The 14,918-nt window shown below is 59.8% G+C and carries 11 protein-coding genes and 2 pseudogenes; 10 read left to right on the forward strand and 3 right to left on the reverse strand.

What is annotated here, in order from left to right:
• The first annotated feature begins 154 nt into the window (after positions 1-154).
• From AC6H34_RS32765 to repC, 4 genes are all read left to right on the forward strand, one after another.
• On the forward strand, positions 155-1,216 hold the full coding sequence (locus AC6H34_RS32765) for a tyrosine-type recombinase/integrase (RefSeq protein ID WP_497541850.1): 1,062 nt from the start codon (positions 155-157) through the stop codon (positions 1,214-1,216).
• A gap of 697 nt (positions 1,217-1,913) precedes the next feature.
• A complete protein-coding gene (gene repA, locus AC6H34_RS32770) occupies positions 1,914-3,134 on the forward strand; it encodes a plasmid partitioning protein RepA (protein WP_497541851.1) in 1,221 nt (406 codons plus the stop codon).
• Positions 3,131-4,123: a plasmid partitioning protein RepB gene (gene repB, locus AC6H34_RS32775; RefSeq protein WP_497541852.1), complete on the forward strand. Its 993-nt coding sequence runs from the start codon at positions 3,131-3,133 to the stop codon at positions 4,121-4,123. The genes repA and repB overlap by 4 nt, the downstream gene beginning before the upstream one ends.
• Positions 4,124-4,333: 210 nt before the next feature.
• Positions 4,334-5,641, forward strand: coding sequence for a plasmid replication protein RepC (gene repC, locus AC6H34_RS32780; protein WP_497541853.1), 1,308 nt, complete (start codon positions 4,334-4,336; stop codon positions 5,639-5,641).
• Positions 5,642-5,699: 58 nt separating this feature from the next.
• Here repC and AC6H34_RS32785 read toward each other — a convergent pair whose 3' ends face one another.
• The 3 genes from AC6H34_RS32785 to AC6H34_RS32795 all read right to left on the reverse strand — a co-directional run bounded on the left by AC6H34_RS32785 (position 5,700) and on the right by AC6H34_RS32795 (position 8,547).
• A complete protein-coding gene (locus AC6H34_RS32785; protein WP_497541854.1) occupies positions 5,700-5,957 on the reverse strand; it encodes a WGR domain-containing protein in 258 nt (85 codons plus the stop codon).
• Between the two features lie 398 nt (positions 5,958-6,355).
• Entirely contained in the window at positions 6,356-7,591 is a 1,236-nt protein-coding gene (locus tag AC6H34_RS32790; protein ID WP_497541855.1) for a glycosyltransferase family 2 protein, read from the reverse strand.
• A complete protein-coding gene (locus AC6H34_RS32795; RefSeq protein ID WP_497541856.1) occupies positions 7,591-8,547 on the reverse strand; it encodes a glycosyltransferase family 2 protein in 957 nt (318 codons plus the stop codon). The genes AC6H34_RS32790 and AC6H34_RS32795 overlap by 1 nt, the downstream gene beginning before the upstream one ends.
• 343 nt (positions 8,548-8,890) lie before the next feature.
• Here AC6H34_RS32795 and AC6H34_RS32800 point away from each other — a divergent pair.
• The 6 genes and pseudogenes from AC6H34_RS32800 to AC6H34_RS32825 form a co-directional block, all read left to right on the forward strand.
• Positions 8,891-9,070, forward strand: a pseudogene (locus AC6H34_RS32800) (hypothetical protein); the annotation flags it as partial.
• Positions 9,063-9,221 (forward strand): annotated as a pseudogene (locus tag AC6H34_RS32805) (IS481 family transposase); the annotation flags it as partial. The pseudogenes AC6H34_RS32800 and AC6H34_RS32805, both read left to right, overlap by 8 nt.
• A gap of 167 nt (positions 9,222-9,388) precedes the next feature.
• A complete protein-coding gene (locus tag AC6H34_RS32810; RefSeq protein ID WP_497541857.1) occupies positions 9,389-9,655 on the forward strand; it encodes a hypothetical protein in 267 nt (88 codons plus the stop codon).
• Positions 9,656-9,810: 155 nt separating this feature from the next.
• Positions 9,811-10,218, forward strand: coding sequence for a FixH family protein (locus tag AC6H34_RS32815; protein ID WP_497541858.1), 408 nt, complete (start codon positions 9,811-9,813; stop codon positions 10,216-10,218).
• Complete coding sequence (locus AC6H34_RS32820; RefSeq protein ID WP_497541859.1) at positions 10,215-11,675, forward strand: efflux RND transporter periplasmic adaptor subunit; 1,461 nt, start codon at positions 10,215-10,217, stop codon at positions 11,673-11,675. Before AC6H34_RS32815 ends, AC6H34_RS32820 begins: the two co-directional genes overlap by 4 nt.
• A complete protein-coding gene (locus AC6H34_RS32825; RefSeq protein ID WP_497541860.1) occupies positions 11,672-14,845 on the forward strand; it encodes an efflux RND transporter permease subunit in 3,174 nt (1,057 codons plus the stop codon). The genes AC6H34_RS32820 and AC6H34_RS32825 overlap by 4 nt, the downstream gene beginning before the upstream one ends.
• The last annotated feature ends 73 nt before the right edge of the window (positions 14,846-14,918 follow it).

Genomic DNA, 14,918 nt, shown 5'->3' on the forward strand with positions numbered 1-14,918 from the left:
GGAGAGCCACCTCGCCCAGCAGGGGTGCCCTTGTTTTGGTTGAAGCGTGGCCTCCCTTTCGAAACGGATGCTCCGCGTTCTCGAATGAGCATGCGGAGCATTTGCACTATTATAGGGAGCGCATGGGCTTCATCGGCATGATAGGAGGAGGCGAATGATCACTGGTGAGGATGAGCCGGAAGCTGGTGCTGGCTCCTACGAGGCCATCCCGGTCCCCTCCCCTGCCCCGCCGGCTCATCTGGCTCGTTTGGCTGACCGCGCCCGAGAATATGTCGATGCAGCGAGATCACCCAACACGCGACGGGCCTATGCGTCGGACTGGAAGCACTTTGCTGCCTGGTGTCGGCGCCAGGCCCTCCCTCTCCTTCCCCCCAATCCGCAAGTCGTGGCGCTTTATATCACGGCCTGTGCCTCCGGCGCCGCCCTGCCCGGCGGAGCCGCCAGTTCGGTGTCCACGATCGAGCGGCGGCTCTCGGCGCTCGCCTGGAATTATAGCCAACGTGGCGAGCCTCTGGATCGCGCGGATCGCCATATCGCCACCGTCCTCGCAGGCATCCGCAATACGCACACGTCGCCACCGCGCCAGAAGGAAGCAGTGCTGCCGGATGATGTCATCGCGATGCTCCAGACACTGGAGCAATCGTCGCTGCGAGGCCTGCGCGACCGGGCTATTTTGTTGCTTGGATTTGCCGGCGGCTTGCGTCGCTCCGAAATCGTTGGGCTCGACGCGGGCCGGGACCAGACGGAGGACGGCAGGGGCTGGGTCGAGATTGTCGACGGGGGCATGATCGTGACCCTGCGCGGCAAGACCGGCTGGCGTGAAGTCGAGGTCGGGAGTGGTTCATCGGACGCGACCTGCCCGGTCGTAGCCGTCAAGACCTGGCTGGAGCTCGGCCGTGTCAGCCATGGTCCGCTGTTCAGGCGCGTTACGGGGCAGGGCAGGGAGGTTGGTGCCGATCGGCTCGACGGCCGTCATGTCGCGCGCCTCGTCAAACAGGCGGCCCTCGGGGCTGGAGTCCGGAGTGATCTGCCGGAGGGAGAGCGTGCGGACAAGTTTGCCGGCCATTCGCTGAGAGCAGGCCTGGCCTCCTCCGCCGAGGTCGACGAGCGGTATGTTCAGAAGCAATTGGGCCACGCTTCCGCAGAAATGACACGTCGCTACCAGCGGCGGCGCGATCGCTTCAGAGTCAATCTCACCAAGGCGGCGGGCCTCTGAGTCGCTGCCGGATTTGAATGGGTCGGGGCCTTCATTCCGACTGCAGGGTAGCGGTGAGGCGAAATTCAGGAACTTTGCGAGACGGTGCTCGTGGATTCCGGGTTTCCCTCCAGTGCCCCGGCATGACGGCCGCATTCAATCCGAGAATGATGAGGGCTGGTAGCCTGAGGGGCGCGTCCGGCAGGTCTCGGATCCAAACCTTCATACCATCTCGCAACGGGCAGCGGACGGCGCCGTGCTCGGCAGGGGGCTGGCGCCTCAGTGCCTTCTGGAGGAGCGGCGCTCCGTGAGAAGATTGGGGACGCTTGGGCTGGCCCTGGAGGGGTTGTTCGATGATAGGGCATGCGTCGCCAATGCCCGAATGACGGCGATAGTGGCTATCAATTGGATCTGCTGTTCAGCGCGCATGCCCCCGGTTATCGAGTGCCGACTCGCGCTGCGCTATAGTAGAGTGATTCAGTCGGAGAGGAGGGGGCCGTAAGGGCTATCCTGCGGGTCTCTGACGATGAGGTGCCCTAAAAAGTTGGGAGCTCCCAACTTTCCGTATTGACTCGTAGGGACTCGCCTTGCGTTGGGAAGGGGAGGGGTAATTAAGACTTCATTAATACTTAATTTGTTGCGAGAATCGCGAAGTCACGTATCTTCGTCACGGAAATCGGCCTTGATTAGATGAAATTTCGTGACGAGGAAAAAAAGCGTGAGCTCGGATCGTACCCAGTATCGACGTGAGACCGAGCAGGTCGATCGCGCGATCGGCGTGCATGCGAGCCTTTTGAGCTCGCAACTTCAGGCGATGAGCGACGCTCTTTTTCCGCCGGTTGCGCAGAAGGTTCTGCGCCGCTTCACGTCGGGCGAAGCCGCCAAGTTGATGGGCATCTCCGATTCCACCCTTCGCAAGCTCGCCTTGGCGGGGGAGGGACCGGAGCCAGAAATCACATCCGGAGGACGCCGGCTCTACACCCTCGGTCAGATCAACGAGATCCGCCAGCGGCTGGCCTCGACTGCACGAGGCCGCGAAGCACACGAATTCTGGCCCCGCCGGGAAGCGAAAGACCACTTGCAGGTCATCGCCGTAACCAATTTCAAGGGAGGATCCGGCAAGACTACCACCTCCGTTCACCTCGCCCAGTATCTCGCCCTGCACGGCTATCGTGTCCTGGCGATCGATCTTGATCCGCAGGCGAGCCTTTCCGCCCTCTTCGGGGTCATGCCCGAGGTGAGCGTGAAGACGAACGAGACGCTCTATGCGGCCATTCGTTATGACGACGCCAGGCGACCCCTGTCGAAAGTTATCCGGCAAACTTATTTCGAGCGCCTTGATCTCGTGCCTGGCAATCTCGAACTGATGGAGTTCGAGCACGATACGCCGCGCGCGCTCGCCCAGGGACGTTCGGACGGCATCTTCTACACCCGCATTGCGCAGGCTATCGACGAAGTCGCCGACGATTATGATGTCGTGATCCTCGATTGTCCGCCCCAGCTCGGCTTCCTGACGCTGAGCGCCTTGTGCGCGGCGACGGCTATGATCGTCACGGTCCATCCACAGATGCTCGACGTGGCCTCGATGAGCCAGTTCCTGCTGATGACGCATGACCTGCTCGATGTTGTGCGACAGGCTGGCGGACGACTCGAATATGACTTCATCCGATATCTCATCACGCGCTACGAGCCACAGGATGCGCCGCAGACCAAGGTGGTGGCCTTGCTGCGTAACCTGTTCGGCGATCATGTATTGACCAATCCCATGGTCAAGTCGGCTGCCGTGTCCGACGCCGGCCTGACAAAGCAGACGCTCTATGAAGTCGGCCGAGAGAACCTCACGAGAGCGACCTATGACAGGGCCATCGACTCGCTCGACGGCGTCAACGGCGAGATTGCCTCGCTCATTGCCAGGGCTTGGGGACGGAGCACGCCATGAGCCGCAAAGACACCATTGCTTCGCTGTTCACTGCGAAGGCGTTGGGAGCTCCCAACGGCGAAGCGCCTGACAAGGATCGCGTTCGCACGGGCGCTATCGGCGCAATGCGCGCTTCGCTGCAGCACATCTCCGACAGTGCCAGAGCGGCAGCGGCGCTGAACGAAAAGCTCCTTAGCGGTACGACGATCGTCGAGCTCGATCCCGGCGATCTGGTGGCCTCCCCGGTGCGGGACCGTCTGAGCCTGGTGGCCGATCCGGAGTTCGATGCCTTTGTCGCCAATATCGCCGAACAAGGACAGCGCACGCCGATCCTCGTGCGACCGCATCCTGCTCAGGAAGGTCACTATCAGATCGCCTATGGACACCGGCGCGTGCTGGCCGCCACCAAACTCGGCAAGAAGGTCAAGGCTATCGTCCAGCCGCTGAGCGATGACGAACTGGTGGTTGCCCAAGGTAATGAAAACCTGGAGCGCCAGGATCTGTCCTATATCGAAAAAGCCCGTTTTGCCTTCGCGCTGGAGCAGGGCGGTTACGAACGTGCGACCATCATGGCGGCGCTCGGGACGGAGAAGGGCGATCTCAGCCGCTTTATCAGCATTGCCAGGCAGATCCCTGGCGCTCTCATCGAGAAGATCGGCCCGGCCCGCAAGGTCGGCCGGCCTCGCTGGCAGTTGCTTGCCGATCTTCTGGCCAAGTCCAAGCCTCGGGACGTCGAGACGCTCACCACGTCCGATGCTTTTCTGGCAGCCGACAGCGACGGACGGTTTGCCCTTCTCATCCACAGTCTTCAGGATCGACGCCTGCCGAAGAAGGCGCCCCCCGAAAGCTGGTCCACCAAGGATGGCCGCCGTGCGGCGGCCATCACGCGTGCTCCCAATCGGACTGTCCTGGCGTTCGACGATACGCTCGTCCCCGATTTCGGGGAGTTCCTGGTAACTCGGCTCGACCGACTCTACGAGGAGTTCCTTGCGAATGCCTCCAAGAACTAGCCGGTCCGGCAACTAGACCGTCACTCCACCCACCCCAGAGGAGATCCACCCGCAAAGGAAAAAGGCCCCCGAAACGAATTCCGGAAGCCCTTCTCAGTCCTAAGCAAATTGAGAATCCCACTTTCGCGAATCACAGTCAAGAGTCTCGGCTCGATTTCGGCACCGTTTCGGTGAGCGGATTTCTTTTGCCTGATCAGAGGCAAAGGACATATGACAGAAATCGCAACGACGCCCTTTGGGCGCCGATCGCTGTCGCTTGGCATGATCGCAGCGCAGGTCACCGCGCGCGGCTGTCCGCCGGATGCGGTCGTTCATAAATGGCAGGTCTTCCATGCGATCTGCGAGGCGAAGACGCGGCTGGGTGTTTCCGACCGGGCGCTGGCGGTCTTGAACGCGCTGCTGAGCTTCCATCCGGACACGACCCTGACAGGGGAGGGGGACCTGGTGGTCTTCCCGTCCAACCGTCATCTGTCGCTGCGGGCGCATGGCATGGCGCCGGCGACGCTGAGGCGCCACCTTGCGGTGTTGGTCGAGCGGGGCCTCATCGTTCGCCGCGACAGTCCCAACGGCAAGCGCTATGCGCGAAAAGGGGAGGGGGGAACCATCGAGGATGCCTTCGGCTTCGATCTCGCGCCGCTCGTGGCCCGCGCCGGAGAGTTCGAGCATCTCGCGGGAGCGGTGAAGGCGGAGAGGCAGGCCATGCTGCTGCTGCGGGAAAGGGTCACGCTGCTTCGGCGCGACATTGCCAAGATGATCGCGACCGGGCTGGAGGAGGAGGTTCCGGGGAACTGGGAAGGCCTGCACGAGGGCTATCTCGGTCTCACGCGCGGGATTCCGCGCTCTGCGACGCATGAGGAACTCAAGCCTGTCGAGGCGGAACTGGCGCAGATGGCGGCGAGTATCCGCAATATCCTGGAAACGCATGTCTTTTACAGGAATCCAAGCGCCAAAGAGTCTCAAAGTGAGCGCCACATACAGAATTCAAACCCAGACTCTCCTATTGAATCTGAACTTGCTTCCGAAAAAGCAAAGGCGAAGGCAGCGCCCCTCCTGATCATCGACCCGCCGGGTGAAGCCGCGACCGCTCCAGGCCGTACGGCGCCGGGGCCGGATGCGCCTCCGAGCGCGCGGATATCCGATGGACCGGGAGAGATGCCCCGGCCGCAACCTGCGTCGAAGACCTATCCGCTGGGCATGGTGCTGGAGGCCTGCCCCGAGATCGCGGACTATGCTCCGGACGGCATTCGATCCTGGCGCGATCTGGCAGGCGCGGTGGCGCTTGTGCGCAAATTCCTCGGTGTCAGCCCGAGCGCCTGGGAGGAGGCGCAGGAAGCCCTGGGTGCAGAGGGTGCGAATATCGTCATTGCCGCCATGCTGCAGAAGGGCGAGGCCATCAAGAGCCCGGGCGGTTATCTGCGCAACCTTACGCAGAGGGCGAGGGCAGGGCAGTTCTCGCTCGGTCCCATGCTGATGGCCCTGATCCGATCGAAGCTCGGCAAGGAGCGGCGTAGTGCGTGAGGGGAAGGCAATGGAGCACCGTCTGGCGATGTCCAGGCGCATCGCTGAGGCGCAGGGGTCAGCCGATACGCCTGTATCCTCGCTTCCGCTTGCGGGCCAGCCAGATATCGAGCGCGACGACGGCACTCGCAGGCAGATCGAACAGATTGCTCACCCTGCGGCCAGGTGTGCCGAGACGGCCCCATTCCCGGACAAGAGCGGTCTCCTCGAACAGGGTCGGCTCGATCGAGAGCACATAGTAGCGGGCCATGTTCCTCGAGGCATCGATGCGCTCGAGAACATAATGGAGCCGGGGGAGGGCAGGGGGCTTTGCCATAAGCCATTCTTGCCCGCCGCATCACGCCGATCCAATTCATTCTGTGAATCGTTCGGCATCCTTCGATTCCATTAATTCATGAGATGCCTGAAGGCATTTCTGAATTGCACTCTGACTCGCCACGAGCGAACCAGATCGTGAGGCACATGCGTATTTCGGAAGAACAGATTATCGGGATCTTGATGGAGCACTCCCTGCAGCCGGTTTCTCGCCCGCAAGGCGCAGCTTTCACCGAGAGCAGCCGGGTGGTTACCACGATGATGCCAGAACTCTCTCTGCAACAGCTTGCCCAGCACCAAAGTGGGTTGCCTGGATTGCTTGTCCAAACGTCGATACGGCAACTTGGATAACCAGACGACGTGAAATGGCCCCGGTTTGTGAATGAGTGATAGTCATCACTAGTCGCGGTAAACCGAGGGAAGTTCGAGATCTGTGTGTCCACCAGAAAGTCGCTCCAACATCTCAATCCTCAGATCGTTCGCTCGTTGCCTAAGCTCTGAATCGCGTAATCTGGATTCTACCCTTTCGATGCGTTTCCTGAGTGCGCGGTTTCTTAGTTCTCTTCTGCGTCTTGCAAAAGCGGTTGGACCAAACACGCTAAGTAATTGTATATCGAGCCAGAATCTTTTTGTAGATTTTCCTCCCAAAATGCGCCTTGCCTCATGATTCCGCCCCTGCTTGATTAGAAGCAAAAGCAGGCCATCGCGCTCCGAAAACAAAGCATTCTTGATGCAAGACCTGACTTGATTCCTCGTTATCCCGTTCAAATGCTTCTTAACTATTTTAAATAAATCACCATAATATCTCGCCGGTACATTTTCGTATACCCAGTATATATGGCGAAGGAGCCATCCTATGAGGTCTAATGAAAGATCATATCGACTGCCATTCGAGATATCTCTCAAGCCAACAAAATGATTCAACATCGTGATGGCCCGCCCGCTGGTAGGAGACATTGTTTGGCCAACTCGATTTAGCCGATGATGACACAAGATTTCTCTTACCATTACGATCGTATTACACTCGGTCAGTACCTTCCAGTGAAACGGATTGTCCTCGAAGAAATAGTCTACCACCGGAAATCGAAGTTTTTTTTCCCGAAGAACCTCTCTTCTATATAATTTTCGCCACGGAACAGGGGATAACTGGAGGAATACGCGGATATTTTTTGGCCCGACGACGAACACTGGATCGTCAGGAAGACGTAACCAGACATTTTTATCACTGGACGGACTTATCTCATTCGTTTGGCTATCAAAATCGTCATAGTCGCATATAGATATATCGGCTTCATATCGTTTCGCGGCGTCGTACAGCTTCTGGAACATTCTCGGCTCATAGATGTCGTCGCCATCGGCAAAGCCAACGTACTCACCCGTCGCGATGTCCAGGCCTGCATTTGCCGCGGTAGATACACCGCCGATACTATTGGTAGGCAACAGAATCGTATGAATACGGTTGTCTGTTCCAGCCAGCCTCCTAATAATGTCTGGAGTGGTATCTTTCGACCCGTCGTCGACGATAATGATTTCGATATCCCTCAGCGACTGAGCTAGGACACTCGCCAAGCAATTCTCGACATATTGCTCTATATTAAAGGTAGTCACTATAATAGAGACCAAGGGTGAGGCCATTAGGTCAGCTCCAGCAAGTTCGCGACTCTATGGACCAAATCTCCGTCTCGACGAAAGGACATGTCCAACAGACGTTTAGGTTGATCCGAAAGGAAGTCAAATATATGCTTTTTTAACGTCGGGCGCAGATCCGGATCGACCATACCGGCGGCCCAAAGCAAGGCATCAACTGAGAAATCTATATAGACATGGTATAGATCTATATCTTCTGCCCTATCAATGACATTATTTTTTAAATCTCTTAAAGCCTGCACCAATTGTATTCTAGCGAATGATCTAACATTACTTGCATTGAGACCGAACGGGCTACAGAAATAATTAGCAATGGGGCTGTTGACGAATAGAATATTCTCGCAAGATAAAATGGTGTTCCAATGAGGAATGATATCCTCATGCAATTGCAAATCTGGGAATTTTATGTTTCTTTTAGCGAAATTAGTCTCGAATATCTTGTTCCATGGATAATTGGTCAAAGTTAGAATATGCAAATTCTTGTTTGGATTAATAACTCTTAGATCTTCGAATTTGAATAAGTCGCCAAATATAGCCTGATCTCGTGGCTGCATGCGCCCGGTTGTGTTGTATTCGCGGGATAGCTGGAGATTATACGGACAGATAGCCATGTCTGCCTTTAGACGCGCGAGTTCCCGAAGAGTGACATCAATGGATTGACCGATCATGATATCGTCGGCGTCGAAGAACGACACATAAGGTGAAGTTGCCCGTTCTAGGCCCAGATTCCGGGCTGGTCCTGGCCCAATGTTCCTGGGGGCGACCAGGAGCTTTACGCGATCATCTACCTTCGAAATCGCTGAAACAATGCTTCTAGACGCATCGAGCGAACAATCGTCGACGACGAGCACTTCAGATAGCATTTTTACGCCTTCCAGTATAGAGGTTAGCGTATCGGCCACTGTTTTTTCAGAGTTATACATCGGAATTACGACAGATAACACCAGATTTTTCCAGATATTGTGTACTACACTTATTTTATCTATAGTTAGTATCTTGGATACTGTGCACATTATGTTTCATCTAAATTGCTCAATATTTTGCTCCTCATAGGAATTCATTTTCACGCTTGACCACAACATGACGTAGAAGTCAATGAGGTAATTTGGGAATTATGAGGAGCATTTACGGAAAGATTACTATTGATAATACAGTATTATATAGAATGTGCGCGGAATAATAATATAAAACTAAACCCGATGTGATAACAATGTATAGATTTATGCAGGGTTGTTGTATGTAAGGAATTTATTGTTGCTATGTCTGGATGTTCGATTTCGGAGTTTGATGGTGCAGTCTTTTCACACTGGGGGAGAGGGGCACTATGGGCAAGTTCTTCACGGCAGCGCCGCACGGTAGGGGCAGTTTGTCGAGCCAGGCAGCATAGTCAGAGAGAGTCGGAGAACACGGGCTGGCCGCTACGGCATCAACCAGAAGACGATGGCGAAGTGGAAGCGACGAACAACTGCGCCGACACCTCGCCGACTTCATTGCGGCCTATAACTTTGCACGCCGCCTCAAGACATACGCGGCCTTCATTCCCTACGAAGCTATCTGCGAAGCATGGTCAGATGAGCCGTTCGGGTTCATCGACAACCCGCACCACCCATTGCCCTGACCAAACATCTAACGCAATCGTGAGCCGCGATGACTTTCCCGCCGGTTCGGGATGTGAGACCGTAGGGCAGCATGATTTGGCCTGCGATCTCCCGCCTGCTCGCGATTCTTGCAATCGCAGGGTTCCTGATGACCCCGATGGTGACCCCATCGGTCGCGGGGGTGACCATGGCTGTTCCAACGGCGGCGATGGAGCACATGGCGGCCATGCCGGGCGGCGTGAATTGCTGCCCGGAGCAGCACATGCCGGCGTCCAAGTGCCCGACGGATTGCCCTTTCGCGTCCCTGTGCGTCGCGATTGGGGTGCCGAGCCTGCCGATGGTCGGAGGCTATGTCGTCACGCGCTTTGGCATTCCGGGCGCCCTCGTGCTGAGCAACGTTAGCCAACGAGACCAACTCGGCGAAGAACCGCCCGCCCGACCTCCCAGATCCTGATTTCATCGCCGCTTCCAGCGGAGCGGCCGGTCACTGCGTAGCCCGGAGCTATGCGGTGACGGCGCGTGCCATGCTCCATCGATCGCCGACGGGGCATGGCCGGCATGTCGGCGCGCGGTCGCGCGCCTTTTAATGATCATCAGGATCTTTGAATCATGAACTCTCATAGGACAAAGCGCACCATGACGGTCGCGCTGATCGGCGCCTCCTGCGCCCTGTTTGCTTCCGCGGCCTGGGCCGGCATCGACGATTACGAGTTCCGGCTGGTCCAACCGGAGATCAAGGCGGGCGATGCCGCCGTCGTGGCGGCTCGGCTCATCGACAAGCGCACGGGCAAGCCCGTGCCGGATGCGGTCATCTTCGCCCAACGCCTCGACATGGCACCGGACGGCATGGCGGCGATGACGGTCCCGATCGTGGCTGCTCCCTCCAGCGAACCCGGTGTGTACAGCTTCAAGGCCCGCCTCCCGATGCCCGGTGGCTGGCGTTTGTCCCTCGGTGCCAAGGTCCAGGGCGAGATCGGCACGCTCGACAACAAGCTCGAATTCAAGGTCGTCCCATGAGACGGGCGCGCCATCTCGGCCTCATCCTCACCGCCACGCTGGCGGGGGGCGCTGCAGGCTATTGGGCGGGGCAGCGCGAGGTCGCGCTGTCCACGCTTCCCTTCCTGCGGTCCGAGCCCTGGATCGCGGGCGCCGCAACGTCGCCGGCAAAGGCCGGTCCGGCGGCGGGCGGGCCGGTGATCTATTATCGCGATCCCGATGGCCGGCCGACCTATTCGGCCACGCCGCGCAAGACGGCCTATGGCAATGACTTCCAGCCGGTGCGGGTGGACGAGGATCTCAGCTTCGAGGACAAGCCGGTGGCCGAAGATTCCCTGGCGCCGCCGGCAGCGACAAGCGATGCCAAGATACCGCTCTACTACCGTAATCCGATGGGCCTGCCGGATACTTCGCCGGTGCCCAAGAAGGATTCTATGGGCATGGACTACATCCCCGTCTTCGCCGGCGAAGACCAGGACGGTTCCGCCATCAAGCTCTCGCCGGGCAAGCTCCAGCGCACGGGGGTCCGCTCGGAGCCGGCCGCCATGCGCGTCTTCGCGACCCCTGTCCGGGCTTCCGGTACGGTCCAGCTCGACGAACGGCGCCAATCGGTCATCGCGCTTCGCTTCGATGCCTATATCGACAAGGTTGAAGACATCACCACCGGCTCGGTGGTCCAAGCGGGGCAGCCGCTGATGCATGTCTATGGGCCGGATCTTCTGCAACCAGCCGCGCAATACCTCTCGGCAATTCGGTCGGGCGCAAACGCGGTGGAGGTAAGGGGCGCACTGCGCCGGCTCAAGAATTTCGACGTGCCCGACAACGTCATTGCCGAGATCGATGCCGACCGGGAGGTTCCGGCGACCATGACGTGGCTGGCGCCGCGCAGCGGTATCGTGGTGGACCGCGAGGTTGTCGATGGCATGAAGGCCGATGCCGGCGACACCCTGTTCCGGCTCGCCGACACCTCAATGATGTGGGTGCTGGCCGACGTTCCCGAGAGCGACCTGCCGGCCATCGCGGTCGGGCAGGGGGCCACCGTCAAGCCGCGCGGCACCAACCGCACCTTCGAGGGCAAGATCGCCGTGATCTACCCCACCATCAACAAGGAGACGCGCACGGCCCGCGTGCGCATAGAGCTGCCCAACCCGGATGGGGTGCTGATGCCGGACATGTATGCTGACGTCACCATCGCCACCGGCAGCACCAATCCGGTCCTGGCCGTTCCCGCCAGCGCCGTGCTCGACAATGGCGAGCGCCAGACCGTGATCCTGGATAAGGGGGAGGGCCGGCTGGAACCGCGCGAAGTCAAGCTCGGTCGCCGCGGCGACGGCTTTGTGGAAATCGCGAGCGGCGTGTCGGCGGGCGATCGCCTCGTCACCGGCGCCAATTTCCTGATCGATGCCGAAAGCAATCTCAAGGCCGCCCTGCAGGGCCTGAAGGAGCCGGCAGACAAAGTGATTGGAGACGCCAAATGATCGCCCGCCTGATCACCTGGTCTGCCCGCAACATCACGCTGGTGCTGATCGCCGCGGTATTTGCTGCAGCCGGGGGCCTCTACGCGCTGCGGCACCTGCCGCTCGACGCCATTCCCGATCTCTCGGACACGCAGGTCATCATCTACACCGAGGATGCAGGCCAGGCGCCACAGGTGATCGAGGACCAGATTACCTATCCGCTCACCACGGCGATGCTGACCGTTCCCAAATCCAGGGCGGTACGCGGCTTTTCCTTCTTCGGCGTCTCCTTCGTCTATGTGATCTTCGAGGACGGCACGGACATCTATTGGGCGCGCAGCCGCGTGCTCGAATATTTGAACGCTGCCGCCAAGAACCTGCCCGCCGGCGTGACCCCGACGCTCGGTCCGGACGCCACCGGCGTCGGCTGGGTCTATCAATATGCCGTGACGGCCGACAACCGGAACCTCGCCGAAACCCGCAGCACCCAGGACTGGGCCTTGCGCTACGGCTTGTCCAAGGCCGAGGGTGTCGCCGAGGTGGCCGGCGTCGGCGGCTTCGTCAAGCAATACAATGTGGTGATCGATCCGCAGAAGCTGCGCGATCTTGGCATCTCGCTCGACAAGATCCGGGACGCCATCCGTTCCAGCAACGCGGATGTCGGCGGGCGCACGCTCGAGCTGTCGGGCTTCGAGTTCATCGTGCGCGGCAAGGGCTATCTGCGCGGCATCGACGATCTCGGCAAGATCGTGGTCAAGAGCGACAATGGCACGCCCGTTCTGCTGAAGGACGTGGCCCGCATCGAGCTTGGCCCGGACGAGCGGCGTGGGATCACGGAGCTCAATGGGGAAGGGGAGGTCGCCAGCGGCATCGTGCTGCAGCGTTCGGGCTCCAACGCGCTCGATGTCATCGACAGCGTCAAGCAGAAGCTCGCCGCCTTGATGCCGAGCCTGCCGCAAGGCACCAGCATCGTACCGGTCTATGATCGTTCCGGGCTGATCGACTCGGCCATCGACACGCTCAGGCACACTTTGCTCGAAGAGAGCATCATCGTGGCGATCGTCTGCATCGTCTTCCTGCTGCATATCCGCAGTGCCCTGGTCGCCATCCTGATGCTGCCCGTCGGCATCCTCATGGCTTTCGGGGCCATGCGCCTCCTGGGCCTCGGCGCCAACATCATGAGCCTCGGTGGCATCGCCATTGCCATCGGCGCCATGATCGATGGCGCCATAGTGATGATCGAGAACGCACACAAGCATCTGGAACGGGCCGAACCCGGCCGCTCGCGCGTGGACGTGCTGATCGAAGCGGCACGGGAAGTGGGACCGGCGCTGTTCTTCAGCCTGATGATCATCACCGTCTCCTTCATGCCGATCTTCACGCTGGAATCGCAGGAGGGGCGCCTGTTCGGTCCGCTGGCCTTCACCAAGACCTTCTCGATGGCAGCCGCTGCCATTCTGTCGATCACCCTGGTTCCGGTGCTGATGATCATCTTCGTGCGCGGCAAGATCATCGCCGAGCGTCGCAACCCGATCAACCGGGCGCTGATCTGGATTTATCGTCCGCTCATCCGCGGCGTGCTCAGGGCCAAGATGCTGACCATCGTGCTGGCGATCGTGGCGCTGGCCGTGAGCGCCTGGCCGGCGGCCCGGCTCGGCACGGAGTTCATGCCGACCCTCAATGAAGGCACGCTCCTCTACATGCCCTCCACGCTTCCGGGCATCTCGGTGACCTCGGCCGGGCAGTTGCTGCAGACACAGGACCGTATCATCAAGTCCTTCCCCGAAGTGGCCTCCGTCTACGGCAAGGCCGGGCGAGCAGACACCTCGACCGACCCCGCGCCGAGCGAGATGTTCGAGACCGTCGTCAACCTCAAGCCGAAGGATCAGTGGCGGCCCGGTGTGACCATCGACAGCCTGACGGCCGAGATGGACAAGGCCTTGCAGTTCCCCGGCGTCTCGAATGCCTGGACGCAGCCGATCAAGGCGAGGACCGACATGCTGGCGACGGGCATCCGCACGCCGATCGGCATCAAGGTGCTCGGCAAGGATCTCGGCCAGATGGACGATGTCGCCCGCCAGATCGAGGCCGTGGTCCGCAACGTGCCCGGCACCACCAGCGCCTATGCCGAGCGGGTGATCGGCGGCTATTATCTCGATATTGCGCCGGACCGCGATGCCCTGGCCCGCTACGGGCTGATGGTCGGCAATCTACAGGACACGATCTCGATGGCCCTGGGCGGCGATACGGTGACGACCACGGTGGAGGGCCGCGAGCGCTACACCGTCAATGTGCGCTATCCGCGCGATCTGCGCAGCGACCCGCAATCCATCGCCCGCGACGTGCTGGTGCCGATGCCGAATGGGGGTACCGTGCCGCTGGGCGATGTCGCCAAGGTCGAGCTCGCCCGTGGTCCGACCTCGATCCGCACCGAGAACGGCCAACTCGCGCTCTATATCTATGTCGACATGCATGACCGCGACCTCGGCGGCTATATCGCCGATGCGCGGAAGGCGGTGGCCGACAACGTCAAGTTCCCGGCCGGCACCTATGTCGAGTGGAGCGGGCAGTTCGAATATCTGCAGCGTGCCACCGAGAAGCTGAAAGTGGTGGTGCCGATCACCCTGATGCTGATCTTCCTGCTGCTCTACCTGAATTTTGGGCGGCTGACGGAAACGCTGATCGTCATGTTGTCGCTGCCCTTCGCCCTGGTCGGCGGCCTCTGGTTGATGTGGTGGCTCGGCTTCAACCTCTCGGTCGCCGTGGTGGTCGGCTTCATCGCCCTCGCAGGCGTCGCGGCCGAGACCGGCGTGGTGATGCTGATCTATCTCGACCAGGCCCTGGCGGAGGTGAGGCACGAACGCAGCGCCAAGGGTCTCGCCTTTACGCGCGCCGATCTCAACGAGGCGATCATGCTGGGCGCGGTGGAGCGCGTACGTCCCAAGATGATGACCGTGGTCGCCATCATGGCGGGGCTGGTGCCGATCCTCTGGAGCACCGGCACGGGCTCCGAGATCATGCAGCGCATCGCCGTGCCGATGATCGGAGGGATGATCTCCTCGACGATCCTGACGCTGATCGTGATCCCGGCGATCTATGCCTTGATCAAGGGGTGGGGGCTGCCGTCAAAGCGGGCCGCGGATTTGCCGGACGGGGTAGGAGACGATGCACTGCAGGTGGCGGCGGAGTAAAACAGGAACTCGTGGTTTCTCAACTCGGCGGTCCGGCGATCGTCGTGGCCATGCGAAACGACGTCGCTCGGTT

Source organism: Labrys sp. ALF-8 (genome assembly GCF_059699065.1).

Excerpts from the sequence above, each read along its gene's own strand:
- AC6H34_RS32765 (WP_497541850.1), top strand. The coding sequence starts at position 155 with ATGATCACTGGTGAGGATGAGCCGGAAGCTGGTGCTGGCTCCTACGAG.
- repB (WP_497541852.1), top strand. The coding sequence starts at position 3,131 with ATGAGCCGCAAAGACACCATTGCTTCGCTGTTCACTGCGAAGGCGTTG.
- repC (WP_497541853.1), top strand. The coding sequence starts at position 4,334 with ATGACAGAAATCGCAACGACGCCCTTTGGGCGCCGATCGCTGTCGCTT.
- AC6H34_RS32785 (WP_497541854.1), bottom strand. The coding sequence starts at position 5,957 with ATGGCAAAGCCCCCTGCCCTCCCCCGGCTCCATTATGTTCTCGAGCGC.
- AC6H34_RS32790 (WP_497541855.1), bottom strand. The coding sequence starts at position 7,591 with ATGGCCTCACCCTTGGTCTCTATTATAGTGACTACCTTTAATATAGAG.
- AC6H34_RS32810 (WP_497541857.1), top strand. The coding sequence starts at position 9,389 with ATGGCTGTTCCAACGGCGGCGATGGAGCACATGGCGGCCATGCCGGGC.
- AC6H34_RS32815 (WP_497541858.1), top strand. The coding sequence starts at position 9,811 with ATGAACTCTCATAGGACAAAGCGCACCATGACGGTCGCGCTGATCGGC.
- AC6H34_RS32820 (WP_497541859.1), top strand. The coding sequence starts at position 10,215 with ATGAGACGGGCGCGCCATCTCGGCCTCATCCTCACCGCCACGCTGGCG.
- AC6H34_RS32825 (WP_497541860.1), top strand. The coding sequence starts at position 11,672 with ATGATCGCCCGCCTGATCACCTGGTCTGCCCGCAACATCACGCTGGTG.